Genomic DNA, 23,690 nt, shown 5'->3' with positions numbered 1-23,690 from the left:
AGGAGTAACTAGCGTAACTGTTTTTCCTAGTTTAAATTGCTCTAGTTGTTTTTTTTTTCGTTATTTTAGCTACATTTATTTCATAACTCATGAGTTAAACCTGGTAATATAAAACAACTAAATTATACAACATTTATACATAATGATCGCTAGTTGCCTCATAACTAATGTTACTGAAAGGAAAAAAATAATAAGGGATATTTTTTATGGGGAAGTGGCTTTGTTGCTTAACTATCTGCGCAGTATTGTTCCAGAAGATTTATGCAGATCTGTAGCAGTAATGAAGGGATTTAAAGCAGTTCACTCTGCCGATGCTACGTTATCTGACATTTAATTACATCATCTGCTCAAAAAAGGGCAGTATACCCAATCGGCCAATCAAACTATTTTTGAACAGTTCTATGGACTGGCGGCCTAAACTCGCCCAAAATAAACCCGTTCGTGGTCTAAAAATATTTTTGCGACAGAACCAAACCATTGGATTCCGCGGACAAGCCGCGGAACATAGAAATAAGGCTTGGCTTGACGCCGATAGCCCTAAAGGGAGAGGATATACACCTAATCTAAGATAAAACTAAAAGCTTATTTACACGATTAATAAAATCAGCTGGATTATCCAATTGCCCACCCTCAGCTAAAACAGCCTGTTCGAATAACATGGTTACCCATAACTCGAATAAACTATCGTCTTGAATATCGTGTAAGCGCTTGATTAAGGCATGTTCTGGATTTATTTCAAATACAGGCTTACTCAAAGGAACTTGCTGCCCTGCGGCTTGCAAAATACGTTGCATTTCCAAATTCATATCCTGTTCATCAGCCACAATACATGCGGGTGAATCAGTCAAACGATTCGTGAGTAATACATCTTTAACTTTAGTATCCAAAACTTTCTTAATATGGTTCAACATCGGTTCAAGCGTTTTTTCTTGTTCTTTGATTTGCTCTGTAGGCTCATCACCTAACTCAACTTTACCTTTAGAAATTGATTGCAGTTTTTTACCTTCATATTCACTCATATAACCGACTAACCATTCATCGATTCTATCGCTGAGTAATAATACTTCGATGCCCTTCTTATTGAATATTTCCAAATGAGGACTGTGCTTCGCTGCATTGTAGCTTGACGCAGTAATGTAATAAATCTTGTCCTGACCTTCTTGCATGCGACTAAGGTATTCATCAAGAGTTACTTCTTGCTTCTCAGAAGCAGATTTGGTCGTAGCAAAACGCAACAACTTAGCAATCGCCTCTTTATTGGTAACATCTTCAACAATACCCTCTTTTAAAACTAAACCAAATTCATTCCAGAATTTCTGGTATGTTTCTTTATCCTGCGTATTCATTTTTTCAAGCATAGCGAGAATACGTTTAGTACATGCCGAACGAATACTTTCTACTTGTTTGTTATCCTGTAGAATTTCACGCGATACGTTCAATGGTAAATCGCTGGCATCAACAATACCCTTAACAAAACGTAAATAGCGGGGTAAAAATTGCGTTGCATCATCCATAATAAATACGCGTTTCACATACAATTTTAAACCATGCTTCGCCTCATGCTGCCACATATCGTAAGGCGCGTGAGCTGGAATATAAAGCAAGGAGATGTAATCGTGTTTTCCTTCCACATGATTATGTGACCAAATTAAGGGGTCTTGATAGTCATGAGAGATGTGTTTATAGAGTAATTTATACTCCTCATCAGAAATTTCAGATTTTTGCATAGTCCATAACGCAGTTGCCTTATTGACGGTTTCAAATTCGTTAGACTCTTTATCGTCTTCAGCTTTTTTCTTCATCTCGATTGGCCAGCAAATATGATCTGAATATTTGCTAATGATGTTACGAATACGCCAATCACTAAGGAACTCATCATCTTCAGATTTAATGCGTAATGTAATTTCGGTACCGCGAGTCGCTTTTTTTTCATAACCAATAGAGAATTCACCATCCCCTTTTGATTCCCAAACAATACCTTCTTCGGGTTTCATCCCAGCACGTCGGCTTTTTACAGTAACTTTATCCGCAACAATAAACGCTGAATAAAAACCCACACCAAATTGTCCAATCAACTGTGAATCTTTAGCATTCTCGCCCGTTAGTTGGCTCATGAATTCTTTAGTACCGGATTTAGCAATAGTACCTAAATTAGCAACTGCTTCATCCCAATTTAAGCCAATGCCGTTATCAGCAATAGTGATAGTTCGGTGCTTTTCATTCACCTGAATAGTAATCTTTAAATCAGAATCATTTTCAAGCAAGGCGCTGTCTGATAAAGCTAAAAATCTTAATTTATCCAAAGCATCGGAAGCATTAGAAATTAACTCTCTTAAAAAGATTTCCTTGTTGCTATAGAGTGAATGCACCACCAAATGCAACATTTGCTTCACTTCTGTTTGAAAGCCCATTGTTTGCTGCTTACTGACCATAGAACCAATCTCCTATTATGTAACTTATTTTTTCTTAATGATTTATGACATATAGGGGTGAATTGAGTAATTTCAAGGGGGATGGATGTTTTTTTACTTAGATTTATAAGACTAGGGGCTGTTGACATTTCGCTAGATTGAGCCAGAATGAGTTGATTTTTGAGCACCGAAGCGGAGCATACATTATAAGTATGTGAGCATCGGAGCACAGAAAATCAACTCATTCTGGCCAAGATAGTAGAAATGTCAACAGCCCCTAAATGGTTGCTATGATTATTGGTAGTTAATCATTTTATGCATGCAAACCATGATTAGGTTTTTGTTGGATTTCTTGCCTCACTTCAGCAATAATTTCTTTAACCGCACGCACTGAAGAGGTTTCTAAATTGAAAAAACGAGTAATCAATCCCTGCCCTGTTTTAAGAATAGTGTAATCCTTAGATTGTTCAAAACGCTTAATAACCAAGTCAAAGTGCTCAAGATCGGTTATGTTCATTAACGATATGCGAAAATCTAATAAGATTTTAGTTTTTAAGAGATCACCTTTTAATCCATGTTCGGCTGATGACACCTTAAATGCATGCCTCCTAGTCATGGAATCCAAGCATACATAGGAATAATGCAATATACTTTTAATAGCAGTCTCTGAAGCTACTTCGTATGCATTTTTATTCTGTTGCAGGGCAGCAAACACCACCTCTTTTTATCCTGTTGTAATTTTTGTGAGGCGTGCTCCAGTGCGAAACCATTTTGTTGCACAGCTTCAAGTACAACCTCTTTATCATTTTGCAATTGTGCCGAGGCAAATTGCAGTGCCAAACCATCTTGTCGCACAGCAGCAAGTACAACCTTCTTATCATTTTGCAATCGTGCCGATGCAAATTGCAGTGTGAGCGCATTTTCTTGCACAGCAGCTAATCCAATCTCATCATCCTCTTGCAATTCTTTGGATACATGCCGCAGTATTAAACCAACAGAATTCACTGCAGCAAGCGCTACTTCTTTATCGCATTTAAAGTGCTTCAAAGCAGATAGAAGAGCCCAACCATTGTTGCGGACAGCAGCGAGTACAATCGTTCTTTCGTGTTGCAATTCTTCCGGTACAAATCGCAGTACTAAACCATTTTTTTTCGCGGCTTCATGCACAAAATCTTTATCATGTTGCAATTGAGGTGATATAAATTCAAAGGCTTTGTGATTTTCTTCGATAGCGGCAAGTGCGATATCTTGATCTTGTTGGAATTGTTCAGAAACTTGTTGTAGTACAAGACCATTTTTTTTCACTGCTGCAAGCACAAAATTTTTATCATCTTGCAATTGTGGCGATATAAATTTAAAAGCTTCATGATTTTGTTGAATAGCAGCAAGTGCAACATCTTGGTCTTGTTGCAATTTTTTAGAAGCATGTTGCAGAGCGAGACCATCTCTTCGAACCGCCGCAAGCACCTCTGCTTTTGTAGATAAATGGCTTATCATTTCGGACCTTAAAATTTGCTAAAAGGTCATAATAAACCGTAAACATTAAGAAAATATTAATAGCCATATTTTATACTAAGTCCGAAGATGCATTGCGAGTACATCAACATAATCATTTAGTTCCTGTTCTGCCTGCACTAATTTTTTATACGTATCTGTAGGAAAAAAAGTATACCGATTATTTGTGCTTTTGTTAGCCACCATTGCTGCGAAATAAAATCCACAAGTAAGCTGTATAAGCAAAAATTCCGCGATCAAATGATTATAACCACGATGTTGATTTAAGGATTCTCTTGCCTGTATAAACATATTATAACTATCAATTTTAAACTTACGGATTTCTGTATACTGATCGCAATCGGGGCTTATAAGTTTTTTTTTCAAAAGCATTCATTTTTTTATCAATTTCCTCTTTCAAAAGTTGCAACCTATCACGTTCCTTTTTAAAACCGCGCCGCCCCAGATCTTCACATTTATTATCTAAAATTTTTAAACAGTGAAACATATTTTTTCTGCTTGGGTCTAAATAATTAAATTGACTCACTAGCTTATATTGAAGAAAACAAGAATCCATAAGATCTGGGGCTTGAGCTATGTGTATGTTTTGTAAACGAGGATTACTGCATTTGAGTAGATCATTATCGCTAGGAATAGGCAAAAAAACTAATGCAGATAATGGAAGCACCGCTTGCGAAGATACCGTGACATAAGAAATATACATCCTATTATTATTTAAGAGTTCATCCTGGAATTCAAGCTTCTTTACTGAACCAATATATGAAACAGTGATAATCGGAGGAATAAAACGTCCTACATCCTGATTGTGAAACAGAATGTCCTGAAGATTATTTAATTTTAAATCCTCAGAGGATAATAAAACACACTGATCGTTTAATACCTTTATAAATCGATTAAGTGTGCGATTTTTGAAAATATTGGGTAGATCATTTTTAGCTCCAATTAAAAAATAGACACCATTTGCGAGCTTAACTAATGTATCAAAAACCTGAATTATCTCTTTTTGAGAAAATAAAAGCGTATTAAGTTCATTTAATAAAGGTTGAATATATTGAGCAGAAATATTTTGCTTTTCTAGTAAATAATCTGCGTCATTTTTTTTCATTAGTTAATAAATTGCATATGAAGCTAAACGAACCTCCCGCCCTTCTCAATATATTTTCCCACATGAGTACCCTACTTGCATACGTTCAGAAAAAGGTGAAGGAACGATTCTTAAAGGGCTTGCCTTTTTGCAATGAAAAGGGTTCTCGACTTTTAAATCGGCTTTTTGTATGAATGCTCAACGAGATTAGCATATGGTTTTTTATTTTTTTGGGAAAAGCAAAAAACAAAGATGGTAGTCTTTCAGATATTTTATCTCTGGCTGATGTGTCTTTATCTCTGGGAGCTAAAGCCCGCTCTGATTTAAACTTAAACTCCTTATCTTTCGTTTTAGCCTGAGGAATAATAGGTAAGCTCAGGCGTTTACCTCCTAATGGTTTTCTACTATTTGAAGGCCCCGCAGGTAATAATACTTTTTTAACCCCATGCAAATCACCATCGAATATTAATTTAATCACACTTTGTGCCACCTCATCATTACCATTCAGCGAAATCAACAGTGAATCATCATGAAAACCATTTTGCCATAATAAGGCTGCGGCACGCTGTATCAATACTGAAGGCATTTTAATTAAAGAGATTAATGTCTTGTTCTCTAAAGCTTCATACAAATTATTTATAATTCCAGTCGCTACCAGAGAAGCCAACAACTTGGTTCGTTCGGCCAACAATTCATATTGATGTACTACTTTACGAAGTACATAAGCATTAATTATGGATGAAATTTGGGATGCAGCACGCGCTTCTGAAATGCCTTGATTAGCAAAATAAAGACCCACTACAGCATGAGCTAAGGTAGTACTTTTCATCTTTGCTGCATATTGTTCCATTAAACCATAACGACTTAGTACTAATAAACTTGCAAACATGAGTGGATTACCTTGAAAATCCTGCTCAGACAAAACCCTTTGAGTTTTTGATGTTGCCGAGGTATCAAAATACGCGGCAAGTCCAGAGGCATGCAATAAAACCTGGGGGAAAATACCAAAATAACGATCTGAGATATCCTCCACATATCCCTTAAAGCAAAGCATTTTATCAGGCATATAGATCACGCGTTTTAAAGCCAAGACATCTAATTGCTTTAACGTGATTTCCTGGTTTAAAAAAGTATTTATGTTCGGTAAATAAACAGGCGCACCATGAAGAGTTTCAGGAAGTTGCTCAGGATTAACCTGGCAGATTCCTAGATCAATTAGCCGTACGACATCGCCTTTAATTGCAATATTCCATGGTTTAATATCTCGATGCGCATAACTAGTGCCTGTTCTTGAGGCATTGCCACAGTGTAAATTATGAACAGACCAACACAACTTTATTGCTAAATCATAGCGTTCAGCATTATTTAATTTAGGATTAATGCATTTATCTAAGGACATTCCTGCATCCAACATCACAATGTATTGTTTATTAGTAAGTTGGCGCGCTCTTGTTCCCTCATCGCGATATAAACCTAAATCGTAAAGCGCACTTAGTTCATTCTGTAAATTATTTAACTCACGCTCTAAACCTTTATAGTACAGCATTTTTACGACATAAAGGCTATTGCTAGATAATGATTGAATGTATTTAACTTTTCCAAAAGCACCTGTGCCTACAATCGCTTGTTTGCCACGCCCCAAAGCATAAACATCCTTTTCTAATTTAATATAAGAGTTTTTTAAGATGTAGTTCCCATGCACGGTAAACCCATATTTTATTTTTGTACCTACGGGTTTACCATCAAAATAAGCAACAAGTCTTTGTTTAACCTCTGGTGGAAGAGCAAAAAACTTAGGCATAGAAAAATTCCTCCGTGTATTCTTAATATCCATATTCTAAAAATCCGCCAACGCGTTGAAAAACAAATTGCAGTAATTTTATTAAATATGTTTATTTTTCCTTTACATAAGTAATGTTTATCATATTGCTAAATTTTTTCATAGGCTTCGTTTAAAGAATTCTTACCAATTAGAACTCTATTCCTACAATAAAACTGAATGACTCGCCATTCCTCTATTTGATTTTTATAATATCTGACATGACATTTTAGTTTTACATTTAGCTTGTGGTGATTTTGAAGCATTTACCGTAGGAGACAAAAATCTAGGGTTATAGGATGAACTGGAATCATCACTAACTGGCATTTTATTCTCTGACTCTTTAGTGGCAGCAACAGAATTTTTTGATAAGATTAAAGCTGAATTGACCGCTTGTTCCTCAGATTCCATGTAGTTTTGTGTAATTGGAGTAGGTGGATTAACAGGCAAAAGGTCCTGAGAATTATTTTCCACCGGTCTTTGCATAGCCAAATCATCTTCAGTAATAGATATTGGATAAGGCTTTGCCCTATTTTGAATACGCATCTGCTCTCGTGCCCAAGCAACTAAATTTTCTTTGTATTCTAGGTAAGTTTTCGGCCCAACAAATAGATCGAACCGAAGAGCGAACAGTAGCGTTACCTCTAATTCATTCATGTCCTTACCACTTAATCCGGCAATCTCGGCATATGGATGACGAAGATCACCATTCTCATCAAAATAGACCTTATGTGCTACCTGGAGGATAGATGCTATAAGTCGATGAATACTAAAAGACGTTATAAGATGCTCAGGATTTTTCCTGATATACCTGTCCAAGTAAATCAGCATTACAATTAAAGCTACTTCATCAAGAAAAAGGAACTCAACATATCGACTTAAATAAGCCTTTATAGAAATGGAAGGTATTGTTTCTCCCTGAAATAAACTGACCGGCTCAGAAAGTACTTCACTTTTATTAACCATACTATCTACAACCAATGCAAAAAGCTCTACTAGCTCTTCCATTTCTTCTTTACTTTTGGATGGTATATCGAGCCCATGAGGCATTAATGTACTCTGACAAATATTCGAAGCCTATTAGAACATAATAATAAACTAATAGGTGCATTTACCACTCAAAAAAACCAATAAAAATACAACCATTAGCAGTGTAGATAATCTGCCCGCATTTCAGCCGCCATGCCTATCAATTAACTTTTTCCTATGCTATTGTTTTTTATCATAGTTTAAATTAGCTCTGTTTTAATTATAAGGATTTTCTATGTCTGATTTTTTTAATAATGCTATCGCTGCTATCAAGACCACCATAAGCGCGCGTGCCCCGTTTGGCTCCTCGACTGGACATCGCAATGCTCAACGAAGCAATGCGGCCACAGAAGTAATCAGCTCTAGTCTTGAAACATTTACTCCAGCAGCAATGATCCCCACAAAATTAGCGCAAGTGGCTATTTCAACATACTCATTTTTTCGTTCAGATACACATATATCTGAAAAAGCGATGCATTTGCTCCAAGCAGGTATTTCTGCGGCTCAAATGGGGCTTGCTATTACCATGCTCTTTGAGAGTGCCCAATGCTCATCCTATGACAGTAATGACCTATGTAAAGCGGTCTTTTTGTGCCAACTCCTATATCGTGGCACGCTGTTGACAGGCTGGATTCCCAGTGAATTTTCCAAGGATACGTATACTTCGGCAGATAATTCAAATAACTCAGCACAGGCACAGGTTTAATGTGTTGTTCCCCAAATTGATGGGGGCAATTTGCTCCCATTCGCAGCTTGATAGCTATTAAACCTGAAATTTAGCATCAGAAATTGTAGCGATTTCTGATAGTTAAAATATAGCCTTGTCCTAATAAATTGTTCATTATTCACCTCTTCTTTAAATTTTACTCTCTTCTTAACAGGTTATCTAACTACTCAGAGCACGCTCAATCACCACACTCTTGAAAATTACGGTATAAAAATTGCATTTGTTATTCATATAAAACTGTCCGCTCTGCAATGATGTTTCTGAAGTAAACAACAGCCCTGAAGAACACCTGTTGGCGACATAATTTTATAACGTTGAGTAATTGTAATAAAAAACAAGGAGCAAGCTCTATGGATACAACAGAACACACTGAATTAGGTAATGCCGTACGTTTTGAGGGATGGGATATTCTCAAGGGCAATCCTTATATCAATTTTGATGAACAAGGCGTCCTACTTTTGGATTTACAAGGAATTGGTAAAAACGGCCTGCCTCAGCAAATTAATCTGAATAAGCTACCTGCTGGTGTGATTGTTGCCATGTCTGGTGACTATTTTGGTGGTAAAGAAGTAGATTTTGATTTACCTACCAACATTCAATTTACCAAAAACCACATGCGTTATAACCGCGAGAACACTTACGAGAATTTAGGTGCTTACTTAATCAAACTGCCCGTATCCACCCCAGAGGCTCAAAAGCTGATCAACTCTTACAAAAGACTGGCAAATCCCGAAGTAACTCAACGCGATATAGACACTATCTATACGATTGATGGCGCTAAATACATCCCCTTTTTCGAAACGCTTAATGCCTACACCCAACAATTAATGTTCGCACTCCGCGTAAAAAATTATGGGGAAATGCTGACGCGCAATCTCTCGCATTTCACTCCGTGGTCGGTGCGTGCTTATACCATAGGCCATTATATTGCGCTAAATTACGCCCGTATTGCTTATGAATTAACTCAATTACTGCAAAACCCCGAACATCAATCAGAGCTTGATGAATTTAACACGGTGCGCGAAATCTTAAAAAATACTCCCGAAGGCATGAGTCCGCAGTTTATTCAAGACGTAGCATACCGTTATCAAGCCTTGTCATTAAGCATGGAATTTTTTTGTTTTCACTATTATACAGACCATTTTGCCGCAGGACATGGGGCATTTATTGGCGATTTACGCGCTGTCTTACCCGAACGCTTTGGCACGCTGGGCGGCATCTTGGTGAATAATCTGCATGATGAACTAAATCGAGTAACTGTTTATACACGCAAGCCCTATGATCCTACTCCTGATGTCAATTCGCCACCTATTGCGGCAGGCGGGGATGGTGATTTTGACAGTCCGCAAAATTATTTTAATCATCTGGCCTGCCTGGCGGGGATGAAATCTTCGCTTACTGATCTGCATTATGTATTTCAGGGAGGAAAAATTCCCAAACAAAAAGAATATGGCGGGCTAGAGTACCTGCCGGATATCGATCAAAACTACCGCCAACCGCAGCCATTGATTATTTTAGGTAAAGATCAGAAAATTTATTACCGCACACAACTGAGCAAGATTAATATCCTTTCACCTTCTCAGCTCCAAGCAACCAACAACGCGCCCACCCAGCATGGCTACACCGAGTTAAGCAGCATATGGAGTGCTTTACTTTTGGTGATCAAACTCAGAGGATTCTCTCTCTTTTACCAAGGAACTTTGCAACCACTTTCTGCAGCGCAACTGAAAGTAATTGAAGAGGAAGAACGTAAGCTCAATCCCAATAGAGAACCCATCCCGCAACTACCTGAAAGCGTCATGCAAAAACCCACTACACTGGTTCCTGCATCCTGGAGAGAGCCTGTTGAGGAATGCAAGACCAACGAGAGTTTGCTTAAGCATAGTTTCCTTGCGCAAACACCACAAAAACAGAAAAAATCACAAGAGTTGGACATAGAAATGGAGACTAATCTGGTCATGTGAGATGTAGTAGTGACAGCAAAATGTACAAAAAAAATCACCGAAATCTTTTAAAAAATGTTAAGTTATGCCCCCCTCATTTAAAAGATGAGGGGGGATTTAACGTAGCTTCTGCTGAATGAGTAGGCCAAATACCATCTAATCAACATCAAAATAATCTCCTGCTTAAAATGACACTACTTTAAATTAAGTATCGTTAACCATTTCTATACAAATTGCAGATCTTATCCAATCGGACAACTTGTTGCGGCAAAACCAGATTTCGAGCATTCATAAAAGACCAGCTGATTAATTTTAAATCACATAGTTATTTTGTCAAAACAGTACAACCGTATATAATCGCCAACGTCCTTAACTAAGTGAATGAAATTATTGTGCTATGCCGGAATACTGATAATAGCCACCATTGCAGGTAACGAATTGGATTCATTATGAAATTTTTTAAGCAACTGTATGTTCAGGTTATTGCAGGAATTGTTATTGGTATTATTCTAGGTATTGTAGCGCCAACATTAGCGATCTCATTTAAACCCTTTGCGGATTTATTCATTAAGCTCATAAAAATGATGATAACCCCCATCATTTTTTTGACGCTTGTTTCAGGTATCGCGGCAATGAGTGACTTAAAAACAGTGGGTAAAATTGGTGGTATGTCACTCATTTATTTTTTAATTACCACCACGTGTGCTTTAGCTTTGGGGTTGATTGTTGCGAATACCTTTCAACCTGGCCGTGGGATGAATATTGACCCATCTTCATTAGATGTATCCGCAGCACAATCATACCTTGGTAAAACTGGACAGATAAAAAATATTCAAGAGTTTGTTCTAAATATTATTCCAGAAACCTTTTTTAGCGCCTTCGTTAATGGAGAAATTCTGCAAGTATTGTTTGTGGCCATCATCTTTGCATTAGGTTTAATGTCCTATGGCAGTAAAGGGAAATTTATCTTAGAAGGCTTTGAGCATCTAACAAAAATATTTTTTAAAATAATTCATGTGATGATGTATTACGCACCAATGGCAGCTTTTGCGGCTATGGCCTATACCGTGGGTCAATATGGCGCCCATTCTTTACTTGAACTAAGCGCGTTACTCGTTTGTTTTTATTTAACCTGCGTCGTATTTATCGTCGTCGTACTTGGCAGCGTCCTCTATTTTTATTTAGGCTTAAATATATTCAAAGTGATTCAGTATTTCAAAGATGAAATTTTTATTGTTTTTGCCACATCGTCTTCTGAAACAGTAATGCCCAATTTACTAGAAAAATTAACTGACTTAGGCTGTGATAAATCGGTGGCGGACTTGGTGATACCAACGGGTTATTCCTTCAATTTAGACGGAACAGCGATTTATCTTACACTAGCAGCTTTATTTATTGCCCAGGCAACAAATTCTGATTTAACCCTTCATCAACAAATCTTTTTATTAATCATCATGATTATCAGTTCAAAAGGCGCTGCGGGAGTTACAGGTAGTGGCTTTATTGTACTGGCTAGTTCTTTAGCTGCATTAGGTACAATTCCCGTGGCAGGAGTGGTTATCATTCTAGGGGTAGATCGCTTTATGTCTTCAGGGCGCTCATTAACCAATATGATTGGTAATGCCATTGCTGCATTGATTATTTCAAAATGGCAAAAATCGATTGATATGAAGAGAGTCCATGAAAAACTAGCTTATAGGGAGTAAGTTGGTCAAAGCAAAAATTCCTCACTCCGAAAAAAGTGGGATCGTAGCCAAGATGCAGCACGGCGAGACCTGGGTATGTGGTGCCGAGCCCGGATTTCGCTGCGCGGCCAATGACTAAATCACTAACTTAGAGTGCAAGTCACACTTACACTGTTATCGATACCTCTGGAAAACCCAGGCGTATTATATCTCTTCTGCTGATCAAGCATTAAATCTCTAATCTTTATATCGGCGAATTCAGAGTACAACTCAGAAGCCAGATATTGGCAATTATTAAACACAACATTGTAATCCTGATCAAGCCCATGAAGATGATTAATAACGTCCTCAAGAGTTCGGTCTTTAGTCTGTCTTTTTTCCCGAACAGTATGGTAACTTCCATTTCCAATCCCACTCGCCCCAGCATCGTTAGCACTTTTTTCACTTTGATGATGAGATATAACTATTTCAGGCCTTGATTGTTCTGACCTGGCAAATTCTATGCAAAATATTGAGCCGCTAGAAGTGGTAATGATTATCCATTCATGGCGAACTTTGTGAGGTGAAAATAAGGTTAGGGCTGTTGATGAAGCAATACCAACAACAGGGTTAACATAGTACGCACCATTAAGTACAATACTTTCTAATTGGCTTTTTTTTTCATGCTCCGCTTGTGCACAAATTTTCATAGTACAGTCTCCTTTTAGGTAAGTTTCTTTAGAATAGTTCGTAATAATATATTTTTATGCGCAAATATTCAACTAAAAGACCATAATGAAATCATCTGGAAGTATATCGATCATTGACGTGGTATTTTTTGCAAAAAGATGTATTCGACGAGTTGCTCCAACTTTAAGGAAAAAAGCCCATAAATTCCATCCAGAGCCGATCAGGCTGAAGAGAATTTATGCTAAAGCACTTCCTCAGCCCGAATAGATCGAGAATAAACAAGATTAATCTCCTTAACTTGAAGCCTATGTGCGCACATCGATAAATTGGCTTTTGAGCCGATGTAGGAATAGATCCCCGCTTGCGTGGGGATGACATGTTCGGAGAAATTTAAAGCATAAAATCATTAGCTTAATGGCCGTCAGCTCTTACTCCATCTCTTATCCAGCGGTTAAATTTAAAGACTGTTTAAAAGCACCAGAACTCAAAATAGCAGGGGCCAATACGAATAATTTCCATATTGGAATAAATTACTTTCAAAAATAGTGTATTCACATATCAAGACAAAATGGTTAATATTTGATCGTTTAGAGTAGAAACAAACAAATGAAAATAAATATTTTTAATCAACATGGCCAAGAATTAATTAAAAATTACATTACTGGTCTTTAATAGAGCAAACTAAAAATGACACGTACTCCCCGTATAAAGCAGAAGCGCCGTAAAGAACAGGATTACTTAGCGGCTAGTGATAATAGCGAAAACCAAATTGATTTATTAAGTTCTCTATCAGATGAACTGTGGTATAAAATTTTAGGTTATTGCTCTATAGAAGACATCCAACAATTAGCAAAAACAAACACCCAATTTAGAGACTTCATTGCCAAAGATAAAACGTTTTGGCAACAGAAACTCAATACCTTTTTTCCCCCTCTATCCTCCCCAATAGGCGAATACTCCCCCCATGCGGCCTTTTGGCGAACTTATTATTTAGACCGAAGCCAATTAACTAAAAGATACCTCGAATTATTTTCTTTAGCTAAGGAAGGTAAGGAAGACCTATTGGAACAATTGGATCATACGGCTCTGTGCAAAGTAGATCATTATGGGCTAACTATTTTAGATTGGTTAAGAAAGAATAAACATCAGTCGATACTTGATCAATTGTTTAAGCAAACCTCCTTCGGCACTGCATTAAAGTGGAACCCTTTATGCTGGTCCATTATTTGCAACCAAGAGAAACAAATAATTAGAGAACTGCTGGAAAAGGCCCTGAAGCAAGCATCGTCACAAACTAGTATATTCGCCCAAGCCTTAAGAGCAGCTGCAACAACGGGGCAAATGGATTTGTTAATGAAGACTATTTCGGCAGCTGAAAACCTTATTCAGATAAATGCTAATGTACTTGATTGTGCATTGAGTGGAAGCGCAGCGCATGGGCATATTAACTTGGTGGATTATTGTTTTTCTCTGGAGATTAAACCAACAATCGATGGCAGAAATAAAGCTCTAATTAGAGCGGCTGAAAATGGACATTTAGCGATAATTGAACAACTGTGCAATATAGAAGACTTTCCTAGACCGAGCGCCAGGGAACTAGCAAAACCTTTTAAAGCAGCCATCAGACTTGGATATTTTAATATTATCAAATACTTAACTGAAAATAATCAATTCGAGCGTCGTAAGATTATAGAGGGACTAAAAATTGCTATTGGTAAAAAAAGAACCGCAATAGCAAAATATCTGATTGACTTACAAAATCTCCCTCTACTAAATGAATCACAAATGACTGACCTAACGCTATCTTTATGGTGCACAGCACGAGAGGGACAACGCGAAATCTTTGCCTATTTATGCGGCTCAATAACCCATCCCGATAATCAAAAACAACTCATCAAGAACCTGAAACCAGCCTTTAATTATGCTGTTAGTTATGATAAATGTTTGATAATCGATTATATTGGCAGAAGTCCTGCCTCTCCTCTGAAGCTCAATACAAAACTTTTGAGTGATTATTTGTTAGTAGCTAATAAGCAAAAAAACTGGCCGAGCTTCGTCCACCTCTATCATTTAGCAAAAAAATATAATCCTAAAATTACAAATGATATCTTAGGCTCCAAGAACCACCTTCCTAATGAAATCCCAGGACATATTTTACCGGATCTTTATGATGCCTACTATGATGAACTAATTGCGTCCATCGAACAACTGAATGATCCGCTTATAAACAAAGCCAAATTAATCTTAAATCAACAACTCCAAGTATACAAAGAAAAATCATTATTTAATCATTCTAAAAGGAATAAACACTTACACGCTACTTTGCTAAAAGTTATTTGCGATATTGATAATTACAAATTAACGACAGCGGAAGAGTTAGCGCATTGTTTTGAGTGCATGAAAGACACCAAAGAACTCAGCGACTCTTTAGAGCAAATTAATGAGATTAAGGATAAAATTTTAGCCGACATCAAAGAGCAGTCCCCTGTTATTAAAAAGGCAAAGATCTTATTAAGTTTTCATCTAAAAAACACACCTAAAGACACATCTTTTTTTTCCAGAAAGCAAAAGCATTCACGCTTAAATGCGGCTATTGCCACGATTATTGATGACATTAATACTTATACATTGACCACCAAAGAGGAATTAGCACAACGTTTTAATGAAATGCAAAACCAAAAAGAATTCAGTGATTCTTTGGAGGAAATTGCTTATATCATGAATAAAATCTTTGGTCATGGTTATGCTGATACGAATGAACACGGTATTCGAATCAATGGGAGCAAGCGCGGTTGATTGAAAGCAGTCTTGATGAAGCATCATGGTACGTTCAAGCTCAACCAAGACTGCCCCTACTCAACCTAACAGAGCATCCATAAACCGAAACGTCTTTAAAAAAACGTCTAAGCAAGCATATCCGTATTGTTACGGGTATGCTTTTTACAATGTCCTCTATTTCTATAATCTTAGAATAGCGAAAATGGCTGGCAAGGAACAAGACAAACAATTTGCTGTGTGTCTCGGCTTAATCGGCCATTTATTAAAAATCAAAATTAGGCATCGTTAACGTACCGCCTGAATGAATAATCAACACCTTACCCGTTAACTGTTTTTCTTCAATATAGCGCCTGGCCTCATAAAACAACTTCGCGGCATAAATAGGATCAGCCAAAATTCCCTCTTCACGAGCCAAACGCCCGATTTCTGCTTTAATTGTCTGATTAACGGAGCCAAAAGCCTTAGCCGTAGTCGGATAAAAACAATCATAATTCCTTGGCGCCAAATCAAGCCATAAGTCTAATTTCTGATTAAACGTTTTTTCATCATCTGCTAATAAAAGTACATGAATTTGAGCCTGATGATTTAACAAGGCTAAACCCTTAATCAATGCCGCAGCCGAAAAACCGGTTCCCGCATCGATAAAAATATGTTGAAACGTAAAATCTAAAAGTTGCTCGTTAACGACGACATCTTCAGCCAGACTCATTGCACCACGCATCGCCTCTGGAACACTAGCCCCTTCAGCCAGAACAAATCCCGGTTCCCTTAAGGTATTCAGATAATTCTGCGCCAACGCATTAACCTGACACCAATCCGCGCGCGCCACCCAAACAATTTCGTGCTCCGCCAAAAAGAGGCTACTGAGTTTAAAATTACCTTGTAATTCTAATTTCCAAGGCTTAATAAGAAAGGCCGTTACTTTAAAATTAAATTCACGAGCTAACTGCAAGGCAGCAAGTAAATTATTCGATTGTGGGCCACCAATAATAATTAAGTGCTGGATACCTTGCTCCAGAAGGAAGGGCATGAGGCTGGAGTATTTACGTAATTTGGAGCCACTAATACCACAGCCTAATTCATCATCTCTTTTCGCATAACAGGTAACATCCTGATTGGGAAAGTGATTAAGCTGATGTACACGGCTGGATAAATTCCACATTGAAATTATTTACCTCGAATAAAATCAAGATGCGTGTCAGAAGAGGTCGAGGGGTGAAACTCATAACCTAACTCTTGAAATTTCTTGAGTTGCTCTACATCATCCACTTGATTTTGCATCATAAACTTTGCCATCACGCCGCGCGCTTTTTTTGCGTAAATCCCAATCATTTTAACTTGACCATCCTTACGCTCATAAAAATTAACCGTCACGATGGGATGATTTAATTTCTTCTCAGCAACCGCTTTAAAATATTCGGTAGAAGCAAGATTAATAAGCACAGGATTTTTTTGTGTGTCTAATTGTTGATTTAATTCGTGCGTGATGGTTTCCTGCCAAAAATCATAGAGGTTTTTACCACAAGGATTTTCCAAGCGTACTCCCATTTCTAATCGATAAGGCTGAATGCTGTCTAAGGGTTTTAATAAACCATAAAGACCAGATAAAATTCGCAGGTGTGCTTGGGAATAAGTTACTGTATTTTGATCCCAGCTTTTGGCCTGTAATCCTTGATAAACATCCCCTTGGAATAAAAATAAGGCAGGATATGCGTGGGAGGAATGCCCATCAAGCGCAAAATCCTGGTAACGTTCATAATTCAAGGTTGCCAGCTCTTGAGATAAATCCATTAAAGCGGCAATGTCAGCAACTGACTTAGACTTCATCAGCTTCACTAAGGTATTGGTTTTATCAAAGAATGAATACTGCGATGTTATACCCGAATAAGGCTTTAATGTTTTTAATAATTTTTTTGCTGGTGATAATAAAATTAACATTGTTAATACCTAATTAATTGTTTCACATCGATAAATAAGGCTCAACCTATTTGCCATTAGCTCCCATACCTACACGAGGACGAAACATAAAAACAGTAATCGGCTCACTAGTCTCCACTGCCCCCCCATCCGCATCAATAACTTGCACCGCAATGGTATGCGATCCACGGTAAATACCGCTTAACTGGAACAGTAAATTCGTTTGTGGTTCTCCTAAAGGCGAACCATCAAAAATCAATTGTACTTTATCGCCAGGAAATAAATCAGGTTCAATCTCGGCAGTTACTGCAATAGAACCCTGGTTATTGCGAATTGTCGCTTCATTATCAGGTTGTGTAATTGCAACTTTTGTATAAGTAGGTTTATACGCATCGGGATTAGCGGGCGTCAATTTTTCAGGTTCTGTAGATTGAGGAACAGGAGGTGAATAAGTTTGTGCATCGGGAATGTTCAATTTCTCAGCGCCTGGATGTGGCGTGTCACTGAAATGAACATTTCCTTGGCTGTCGACCCATTTGTAAATATCTGCATAGGATATGCAAATTACCATCATTAATGACAGTGCAATACACAGTTTATTCATCACCTATTCCTGACATTTCTACTGTCTTGGCCAAAATGAGTCGATTTTCTGTGCTCTGATGCACACATACTTGAGGCATACTCCACGTCGGAGCTCAAAAAACAACTTATTTGGGCTCAATCTAGCGGCCTCTAAGAAAGTAGAAATATAAATACAGCCCATTAAAGACTGTAATATAACTCAAACTCATAAGGGTGAGTTAAACTTCTGATTTTCGTTATTTCTTCTTCTTTCATTGCAATGTAATTATTAATAAAATCTTTAGTAAATACATCACCTTGCATTAAAAACTCATGATCAGCACGCAGATGTTCCATCGCTTGCTCTAAAGAAGAACAAACGGTTGGTACTTCAACTAACTCCTCAGGTGGTAAATCATAAAGATCTTTATCCATTGCCTGCCCAGGATTAATTTTCTTTTGAATACCGTCTAAACCAGCCATCATCATGGCCGAGAAAGCAAGGTATGGGTTTGCTGTAGGATCTGGGAAGCGCACTTCAATGCGACGGGCTTTGGGATTATTCACATGCGGTATACGAATTGCCGCAGAACGGTTTCTTGCAGAATAAGCCAATAATACTGGCGCTTCAAAACCAGGAACCAAACGCTTGTAACTGTTGGTTGATGGGTTCGTAAAGGCATTTAATGCACGTGCATGCTTAATAATACCGCCAATGTAATAAATTGCGGTTTCAGAAAGACCGGCATATTGATCACCAGAGAATAAATTCACGCCGTCTTTAGATAAAGATTGGTGGCAATGCATACCGCTGCCGTTATCGCCAACCAAAGGCTTAGGCATAAAAGTTGCTGTTTTTCCGTAATTATGAGTGACGTTGTGAATCACATATTTTAAAATTTGCATCGCATCAGCTTTATTCGTTAATGATTCAAAACGAGTAGCGATCTCACATTGGTTCGCTGTAGCTACCTCATGGTGATGTGCTTCAACAACGGTTCCCAAAGATTCAAGAGTCAGACAAATTGCTGAACGAATATCATGTGATGAATCTACTGGAGGAACAGGAAAATATCCCCCTTTTAGTGGCGGACGATGGCCAATATTCCCACCCTCAATTTCTTTACCTGAATTCCACACGGCTTCTTCTGAATCGACTTTATAAAAAGACCCAGAAATATCCGTATGCCATTGAACATTATCAAAGATAAAAAATTCAGGCTCTGGTCCAAAATACACCGTATCAGCAATACCGGTTGATTTTAAGTAAGCTTCAGCGCGTTGCGCTAAGGATCGTGGACAACGCTCATAGCCCATCATTGTTTTTGGATCGACCACATTGCAACGTAAAAACAAAGTATTATCTTGGAAAAATGGATCAAATTTAATGGTATCCAAATCAGGCATTAACGCCAGATCTGACTGATGAATTTTTTGCCATCCTTTAAATGAAGAGCCATCGATCATCTTCCCATTTTCAATAAAATCATTATCCACTGCTGAAACAGGAATTGTAATATGTTGCTCTTTTCCACGGATGTCAGTAAATCTCAGATCAATAAATTTGGCATCATGTTCCTTAATTGCATCAAGCACTTTATTTTTATTCATTTATGGCTCTCCAAGATAGTATGAACATACTATACCTTAAGTGACTTATTAAACCCAATAGATTAGACTCTATAGTTTTACTCAAAACCATAAAAAAAATGGGTGCATTCCAATACCAAGCGCTTAAAAAAAATGGCAGTACCAGCAAGGGAGTTCTGGAAGCAGATTCCGAACGCCATGCTCGTCAACTATTGCGTGATCAAGGATTAATTCCTACCCAAATACAGGTACTGAACCAACAACGTGTTGGAAGCAGTAGCAAAGGGAAAGGGAAAATATCCGCGGCCGATCTTTCTTTGTTTACACGCCAATTAGCGACCCTGCTTGCCGCCGGTATTCCAGTTGAAGAATCCTTGCGAGGGGTTAGTGAGCAAACTGAAAAAGATAAAGTTCGCGAGTTAATTATTGGTGTACGTGCTAAGGTATTAGAAGGCTATGGTCTGGCACAAGCCATGTCACAATACGCTCAAGCATTTCCTGAATTATATCGCGCTACAGTAGGTTCTGGTGAACAAACAGGACATCTTGATGCCGTTTTGGAAAAATTAGCTGATTATACTGAAAATCAGCAACAAACCAGGCAAAAAGTGCAACAAGCATTAATTTATCCTATTCTGATGATTCTTGTTTCAACAGGCATCATCTCGTTTTTATTAAGCTTTGTGGTACCTAAGATTATCGAAGTATTTACCAGTAGCGGCCAAACCTTACCGGAAATGACTGAAATATTAATTAATATTAGTAACTTCGTGAAGTCTTATGGTCTCTATGCTCTGCTGGGTATTATTCTTGCCGTGATGGCGTTTAAAAAGAGCCTAAATAATATAAAAATTAAAACCGCCTGGCATCGCCTGTTATTGAAAGTACCCATCATTTCTTATTTAGTAAAAACAATTAACGTTGCGCGTTATATTCATACCTTCGGTATTCTGTTTGCCGCCGGAGTCAGCGTGTTAGAAACCATGCGCGTTTCAGCCAGTCTGGTTACAAACGTCGTGATGCGCCAGGCTTTTGATACAGCAACAGTGAAAGTAAGAGAGGGTTCAGGAATTAGTGAAGCACTGAAAGAAACCGGTTATATTAGCCCTATGGCTATTCACTTAATCGCGAGCGGTGAAAAAAGCGGGCAACTCTCAGCCATGATGGGGCGTGCTGCCAGTCATTTAGATAATGAGGTGAAGCGATTAATCGATACCTCATTAACTTTATTGGAACCTTTGGTAATTTTATTCATGGGGGCTATTGTTTTATTCATTGTTTTAGCGACTTTATTACCCATTTTTTCGATGGAGCAATTGATAAGTTAACGTGAATTCAGGATAAAAAATCGAGTAAAACCTAGCCCCGCTCCGTTTAGGCTGAGGAACAAGAGAGGATATGCTCGGTCACGATTTTTTATCCCGGATGACATTAAGCTAAGAAGATAAGAATAAAAATATTTTTTTAATAACGGGAGTATAAATGAACAAACAAAAAGGCTTTTCATTAATTGAAATTATGGTAGTCGTTGTTATTTTAGGTATTCTCGCCTCCATCGTGGTACCTAAAATTATGGGACGTCCTGATGAAGCACGTAAAGTCAAAGCAAAGCAAGACGTGCTGGCCATACAAAACGCCCTGGATTTATATAAATTAGATAATGGTACCTACCCAAGTACGGACCAAGGCTTAATGGCACTGGTAGAAAAACCATCATCGAACCCCATTCCCAATAATTGGAAACAATACCTGAAATCATTGCCTAAAGATCCTTGGGGCAGAGATTACCTTTACTTAAACCCTGGACAACATGGTGATGTCGATGTCTTCACCTATGGTGCTGAAGGACAACCCGGTGGTACCGGAATTAATGCGGAAATTGGTAACTGGGATGAGAAATAACCGGGGCTTTACCCTAATTGAAATTATGATTGTCATCGTGATTATTGGCATAACCGTTGGTTTTGCCTTAATCGCGTTTGGCGATTTTGGTGAAAGCAAGCGCATTTTATTTTCTGCTGAGCAATTAACAAGTACTCTACGCCTTGCCCAACAACAAGCTATTTTAGAGACCAGCACTCTGGGATTGCGCATTGATAATACCAGCTACCAAATCCTGCAATTACAAGACAATGCTCAATGGCAGCCCATATCCAATAAAGGGATTTTTAAAATGACGTACTTTCCCAAAAATACATTCATCACCCTAAATACCGATAGCCATCCCAAAACAGGAACCCCATCAATCATAATTAATGCATCTGGAGACCTAACCCCATTTACCTTAAGCTTTGGCAGTAATAAAGAAAATAAATTAGCGGTGCTCGTCGGCAGTCGTAATGGTAATTTACAATTTAAAGTGATTGATGCTCAATGATACTTAAACGCGCTTATGGCAAAAAATTACAAACAGGTTTTACCTTAATTGAGGTTTTATTAGCGCTGGCTATTATTGCCATTGCCTTAACAGCCCTACTTAAAGCGCTTGCCCAAAATGTAGAAAATACACAGCGCATTAAACAAAAAACGGTCAGTCATTGGGTTGCCATGCAAGGCGTGGCCATGGTGCAATTAGGTTTATTACAAATTAATTCAAGTCAGGAAACAACTCAAGATACGACTATGCTGGGCGAGCATTGGTTTTGGAGAGCCAGAGTCAGTGCAACGCCGCAAAAATCCATCCAGCTCATTACTATTTCAGTCAGCACTGAAAAAGCTGGGCCGTTTAGAGAAGAACTGCACGCATTCAGGTATGTGCCATGAGAAAATTTAAAGGATTCACCCTTATTGAAATTCTAATCGCCTTGACCGTATTCGCTATCTTGGCCTCAATTACCTCATCTACCTTATATTACGCCTTTAATACGCGAACTCGTGTTAATGAGCAAAGTGAACGAATGACTACTTTGCAGCTGGCAATTAGTCTGCTGCAGCAAGACATTAGTCAAACAGCCGAACGTGCTATTCGTGGTAATGACATGCGCTTATTTCCTATTTTTGTAGGTCGTGCAGATTATATGGAATTTACCCGCGATGGGGATGTCAATCCTGGCAGCATTGAAAAACGCAGCACGCTTAAGCGCATCGCCTTTGTCTGCCAGGAAGGTGCGTTGATACGTAGAACCTGGGACAGCCTGGATCCTGTCGATAGAAACAAGCATGCGAATAAATTGCTGATTGATAATTTGACTGATTGTCATTTTGGCTATTTAAATCAAAACGTACAGGTATTTCCTGAATGGCGTGCTGATGCAGTAAACCAAAATCAAAATAAAGAGTCCTTACCTAAAGCTGTACAAGTTAATTTAACCCTACGCGACCAGGGCGAAATCAATTTACTCTTCACGATACCTGAGGCACTTTATGCCACAAATTAATAAAAAACACCGTGGTGGCGCCCTGCTAACAGCTCTATTTATTATGACCCTGGTGGCTATAGTCGCTACGGCAATGAGCACAAAAGTGCAGGTAGACATCTATCGTACGCGACTGATTATAGTCCACGATAAACTGTATTTGGCTGCACAAGCCGTAGCCTTTTGGGGAATGGGGGAATTAAATGATGGCAAAAAACGCTTTGCTAAACGGGACACACAAGGTATGGTGAGCCAATATCCGCAAACAATGACTGGCATCTACCCCTCTGTAACCTTAAGTGGCGGCCTTTATGATTTGCAAGCACGTTATAATCTTAATAACTTAGTAAATAAAAAAGCAATATTAGGGTTTGTAAATTTCGTTGGCAATACTGTTCCTGACATTACAATGCCTGAAAAAATGAAATTGGCATTGGCAATCACTGACTGGATTTCAACCTATGATCTTGCCGTAGGTAAAGATCATTATTTATCATATTACCTAAATCAAAGGCCCCCCTATCATTCAAGCCACCAATTAATGAACAGCGGCTCCGAACTACGCCTGATCCAGGATGTGAGTGCCAAAACTTATTTAGCCTT

Annotated in this window: 21 protein-coding genes and 1 pseudogene; 10 read left to right on the top strand and 12 right to left on the bottom strand. The window is 38.2% G+C overall.

From position 1 onward, the window contains the following. Positions 1-563 precede the first annotated feature (563 nt). The 7 genes from htpG to LDG_RS03190 form a co-directional block, all read right to left on the bottom strand. On the bottom strand, positions 564-2,432 hold the full coding sequence (gene htpG / locus LDG_RS03220) for a molecular chaperone HtpG (protein ID WP_006869703.1): 1,869 nt from the start codon (positions 2,430-2,432) through the stop codon (positions 564-566). Positions 2,433-2,724: 292 nt separating this feature from the next. Beyond that, on the bottom strand, positions 2,725-3,027 hold the full coding sequence (locus LDG_RS03215) for a hypothetical protein (RefSeq protein ID WP_083821369.1): 303 nt from the start codon (positions 3,025-3,027) through the stop codon (positions 2,725-2,727). 56 nt (positions 3,028-3,083) lie between these two features. After that, positions 3,084-3,908 carry a DUF4116 domain-containing protein gene (locus LDG_RS03210; protein ID WP_006869701.1) on the bottom strand — a complete coding sequence of 275 codons (825 nt, stop codon included), beginning with the start codon at positions 3,906-3,908 and terminating at the stop codon, positions 3,084-3,086. 75 nt (positions 3,909-3,983) lie between these two features. Next, positions 3,984-4,217, bottom strand: a complete 234-nt coding sequence (locus tag LDG_RS03205) for a hypothetical protein (protein WP_006869700.1) — start codon at positions 4,215-4,217, stop codon at positions 3,984-3,986. A 22-nt stretch (positions 4,218-4,239) separates the two neighbouring features. Continuing rightward, on the bottom strand, positions 4,240-5,031 hold the full coding sequence (locus tag LDG_RS03200) for a hypothetical protein (RefSeq protein WP_006869699.1): 792 nt from the start codon (positions 5,029-5,031) through the stop codon (positions 4,240-4,242). Positions 5,032-5,116: 85 nt separating this feature from the next. Then, positions 5,117-6,811: a protein kinase domain-containing protein gene (locus LDG_RS03195; protein ID WP_006869698.1), complete on the bottom strand. Its 1,695-nt coding sequence runs from the start codon at positions 6,809-6,811 to the stop codon at positions 5,117-5,119. A gap of 225 nt (positions 6,812-7,036) precedes the next feature. After that, positions 7,037-7,879, bottom strand: a complete 843-nt coding sequence (locus LDG_RS03190) for a cyclin family putative virulence effector (protein WP_006869697.1) — start codon at positions 7,877-7,879, stop codon at positions 7,037-7,039. Positions 7,880-8,093: 214 nt separating this feature from the next. On the opposite strand from LDG_RS03190, the gene LDG_RS03185 reads away from it, so the two are divergent. The 3 genes from LDG_RS03185 to dctA all read left to right on the top strand — a co-directional run bounded on the left by LDG_RS03185 (position 8,094) and on the right by dctA (position 12,234). Then, positions 8,094-8,564 (top strand): hypothetical protein, encoded by a 471-nt coding sequence (locus tag LDG_RS03185; protein WP_006869696.1) that lies wholly within the window; start codon positions 8,094-8,096, stop codon positions 8,562-8,564. A gap of 371 nt (positions 8,565-8,935) precedes the next feature. Then, on the top strand, positions 8,936-10,549 hold the full coding sequence (locus LDG_RS03180; protein ID WP_006869694.1) for a hypothetical protein: 1,614 nt from the start codon (positions 8,936-8,938) through the stop codon (positions 10,547-10,549). A 428-nt stretch (positions 10,550-10,977) separates the two neighbouring features. After that, entirely contained in the window at positions 10,978-12,234 is a 1,257-nt protein-coding gene (gene dctA / locus LDG_RS03175) for a C4-dicarboxylate transporter DctA (RefSeq protein WP_006869692.1), read from the top strand. A gap of 122 nt (positions 12,235-12,356) precedes the next feature. On the opposite strand, the gene LDG_RS03170 is transcribed toward dctA, so the two are convergent. Further along, positions 12,357-12,902 carry a hypothetical protein gene (locus LDG_RS03170; protein ID WP_006869690.1) on the bottom strand — a complete coding sequence of 182 codons (546 nt, stop codon included), beginning with the start codon at positions 12,900-12,902 and terminating at the stop codon, positions 12,357-12,359. Positions 12,903-13,569: 667 nt separating this feature from the next. Between LDG_RS03170 and LDG_RS03165 the strand changes: the two genes are divergently transcribed. Further along, positions 13,570-15,678 carry an F-box protein gene (locus LDG_RS03165; RefSeq protein WP_006869688.1) on the top strand — a complete coding sequence of 703 codons (2,109 nt, stop codon included), beginning with the start codon at positions 13,570-13,572 and terminating at the stop codon, positions 15,676-15,678. 244 nt (positions 15,679-15,922) lie between these two features. Here the strand turns inward: LDG_RS03165 and LDG_RS03160 are convergent, their stop codons facing one another. From LDG_RS03160 to glnA, 4 genes are all read right to left on the bottom strand, one after another. Beyond that, positions 15,923-16,822, bottom strand: coding sequence for a 1-aminocyclopropane-1-carboxylate deaminase/D-cysteine desulfhydrase (locus LDG_RS03160; RefSeq protein ID WP_006869687.1), 900 nt, complete (start codon positions 16,820-16,822; stop codon positions 15,923-15,925). 5 nt (positions 16,823-16,827) lie between these two features. Continuing rightward, on the bottom strand, positions 16,828-17,598 hold the full coding sequence (yaaA, locus tag LDG_RS03155; protein ID WP_006869686.1) for a peroxide stress protein YaaA: 771 nt from the start codon (positions 17,596-17,598) through the stop codon (positions 16,828-16,830). A 46-nt stretch (positions 17,599-17,644) separates the two neighbouring features. Further along, positions 17,645-18,181, bottom strand: coding sequence for a DUF4124 domain-containing protein (locus LDG_RS03150; RefSeq protein WP_006869685.1), 537 nt, complete (start codon positions 18,179-18,181; stop codon positions 17,645-17,647). A 161-nt stretch (positions 18,182-18,342) separates the two neighbouring features. Further along, positions 18,343-19,752 carry a type I glutamate--ammonia ligase gene (gene glnA / locus LDG_RS03145; protein ID WP_006869684.1) on the bottom strand — a complete coding sequence of 470 codons (1,410 nt, stop codon included), beginning with the start codon at positions 19,750-19,752 and terminating at the stop codon, positions 18,343-18,345. A 98-nt stretch (positions 19,753-19,850) separates the two neighbouring features. Between glnA and lspF the strand changes: the two genes are divergently transcribed. The 6 genes and pseudogenes from lspF to LDG_RS03115 all read left to right on the top strand — a co-directional run. Continuing rightward, a complete protein-coding gene (gene lspF / locus LDG_RS03140) occupies positions 19,851-21,059 on the top strand; it encodes a GspF family T2SS innner membrane protein variant LspF (protein WP_006869683.1) in 1,209 nt (402 codons plus the stop codon). A 154-nt stretch (positions 21,060-21,213) separates the two neighbouring features. After that, positions 21,214-21,633, top strand: a complete 420-nt coding sequence (gene lspG / locus LDG_RS03135) for a GspG family T2SS major pseudopilin variant LspG (RefSeq protein WP_006869682.1) — start codon at positions 21,214-21,216, stop codon at positions 21,631-21,633. Beyond that, a complete protein-coding gene (gene gspH / locus LDG_RS03130; protein ID WP_040534281.1) occupies positions 21,623-22,108 on the top strand; it encodes a type II secretion system minor pseudopilin GspH in 486 nt (161 codons plus the stop codon). The genes lspG and gspH overlap by 11 nt, the downstream gene beginning before the upstream one ends. Next, complete coding sequence (gene lspI / locus LDG_RS03125) at positions 22,105-22,494, top strand: GspI family T2SS minor pseudopilin variant LspI (protein ID WP_006869680.1); 390 nt, start codon at positions 22,105-22,107, stop codon at positions 22,492-22,494. The genes gspH and lspI overlap by 4 nt, the downstream gene beginning before the upstream one ends. After that, positions 22,491-23,108, top strand: coding sequence for a GspJ family T2SS minor pseudopilin variant LspJ (gene lspJ / locus LDG_RS03120; RefSeq protein ID WP_006869679.1), 618 nt, complete (start codon positions 22,491-22,493; stop codon positions 23,106-23,108). Before lspI ends, lspJ begins: the two co-directional genes overlap by 4 nt. After that, positions 23,095-23,690, top strand: a pseudogene (locus LDG_RS03115) (type II secretion system protein GspK); the annotation flags it as partial. The gene lspJ and the pseudogene LDG_RS03115, both read left to right, overlap by 14 nt.

The organism is Legionella drancourtii LLAP12 (assembly GCF_000162755.2).
GTDB lineage: Bacteria > Pseudomonadota > Gammaproteobacteria > Legionellales > Legionellaceae > Legionella > Legionella drancourtii.
This window is presented reverse-complemented; position numbering and strand designations above follow the sequence as displayed.

Bases quoted from the DNA above. Each gene is read 5' to 3' on its own strand.
- LDG_RS03150 (WP_006869685.1), bottom strand. From the start codon at position 18,181: ATGAATAAACTGTGTATTGCACTGTCATTAATGATGGTAATTTGCATA.
- LDG_RS03195 (WP_006869698.1), bottom strand. From the start codon at position 6,811: ATGCCTAAGTTTTTTGCTCTTCCACCAGAGGTTAAACAAAGACTTGTT.
- LDG_RS03200 (WP_006869699.1), bottom strand. From the start codon at position 5,031: ATGAAAAAAAATGACGCAGATTATTTACTAGAAAAGCAAAATATTTCT.
- lspJ (WP_006869679.1), top strand. From the start codon at position 22,491: ATGAGAAAATTTAAAGGATTCACCCTTATTGAAATTCTAATCGCCTTG.
- LDG_RS03180 (WP_006869694.1), top strand. From the start codon at position 8,936: ATGGATACAACAGAACACACTGAATTAGGTAATGCCGTACGTTTTGAG.
- htpG (WP_006869703.1), bottom strand. From the start codon at position 2,432: ATGGTCAGTAAGCAGCAAACAATGGGCTTTCAAACAGAAGTGAAGCAA.
- lspI (WP_006869680.1), top strand. From the start codon at position 22,105: ATGATACTTAAACGCGCTTATGGCAAAAAATTACAAACAGGTTTTACC.
- LDG_RS03215 (WP_083821369.1), bottom strand. From the start codon at position 3,027: ATGACTAGGAGGCATGCATTTAAGGTGTCATCAGCCGAACATGGATTA.
- dctA (WP_006869692.1), top strand. From the start codon at position 10,978: ATGAAATTTTTTAAGCAACTGTATGTTCAGGTTATTGCAGGAATTGTT.
- LDG_RS03170 (WP_006869690.1), bottom strand. From the start codon at position 12,902: ATGAAAATTTGTGCACAAGCGGAGCATGAAAAAAAAAGCCAATTAGAA.
- LDG_RS03210 (WP_006869701.1), bottom strand. From the start codon at position 3,908: ATGATAAGCCATTTATCTACAAAAGCAGAGGTGCTTGCGGCGGTTCGA.
- LDG_RS03160 (WP_006869687.1), bottom strand. From the start codon at position 16,822: ATGTGGAATTTATCCAGCCGTGTACATCAGCTTAATCACTTTCCCAAT.
- LDG_RS03190 (WP_006869697.1), bottom strand. From the start codon at position 7,879: ATGCCTCATGGGCTCGATATACCATCCAAAAGTAAAGAAGAAATGGAA.
- yaaA (WP_006869686.1), bottom strand. From the start codon at position 17,598: ATGTTAATTTTATTATCACCAGCAAAAAAATTATTAAAAACATTAAAG.
- glnA (WP_006869684.1), bottom strand. From the start codon at position 19,752: ATGAATAAAAATAAAGTGCTTGATGCAATTAAGGAACATGATGCCAAA.
- LDG_RS03205 (WP_006869700.1), bottom strand. From the start codon at position 4,217: ATGTTTATACAGGCAAGAGAATCCTTAAATCAACATCGTGGTTATAAT.
- LDG_RS03185 (WP_006869696.1), top strand. From the start codon at position 8,094: ATGTCTGATTTTTTTAATAATGCTATCGCTGCTATCAAGACCACCATA.
- gspH (WP_040534281.1), top strand. From the start codon at position 21,623: ATGAGAAATAACCGGGGCTTTACCCTAATTGAAATTATGATTGTCATC.
- lspG (WP_006869682.1), top strand. From the start codon at position 21,214: ATGAACAAACAAAAAGGCTTTTCATTAATTGAAATTATGGTAGTCGTT.
- lspF (WP_006869683.1), top strand. From the start codon at position 19,851: ATGGGTGCATTCCAATACCAAGCGCTTAAAAAAAATGGCAGTACCAGC.
- LDG_RS03165 (WP_006869688.1), top strand. From the start codon at position 13,570: ATGACACGTACTCCCCGTATAAAGCAGAAGCGCCGTAAAGAACAGGAT.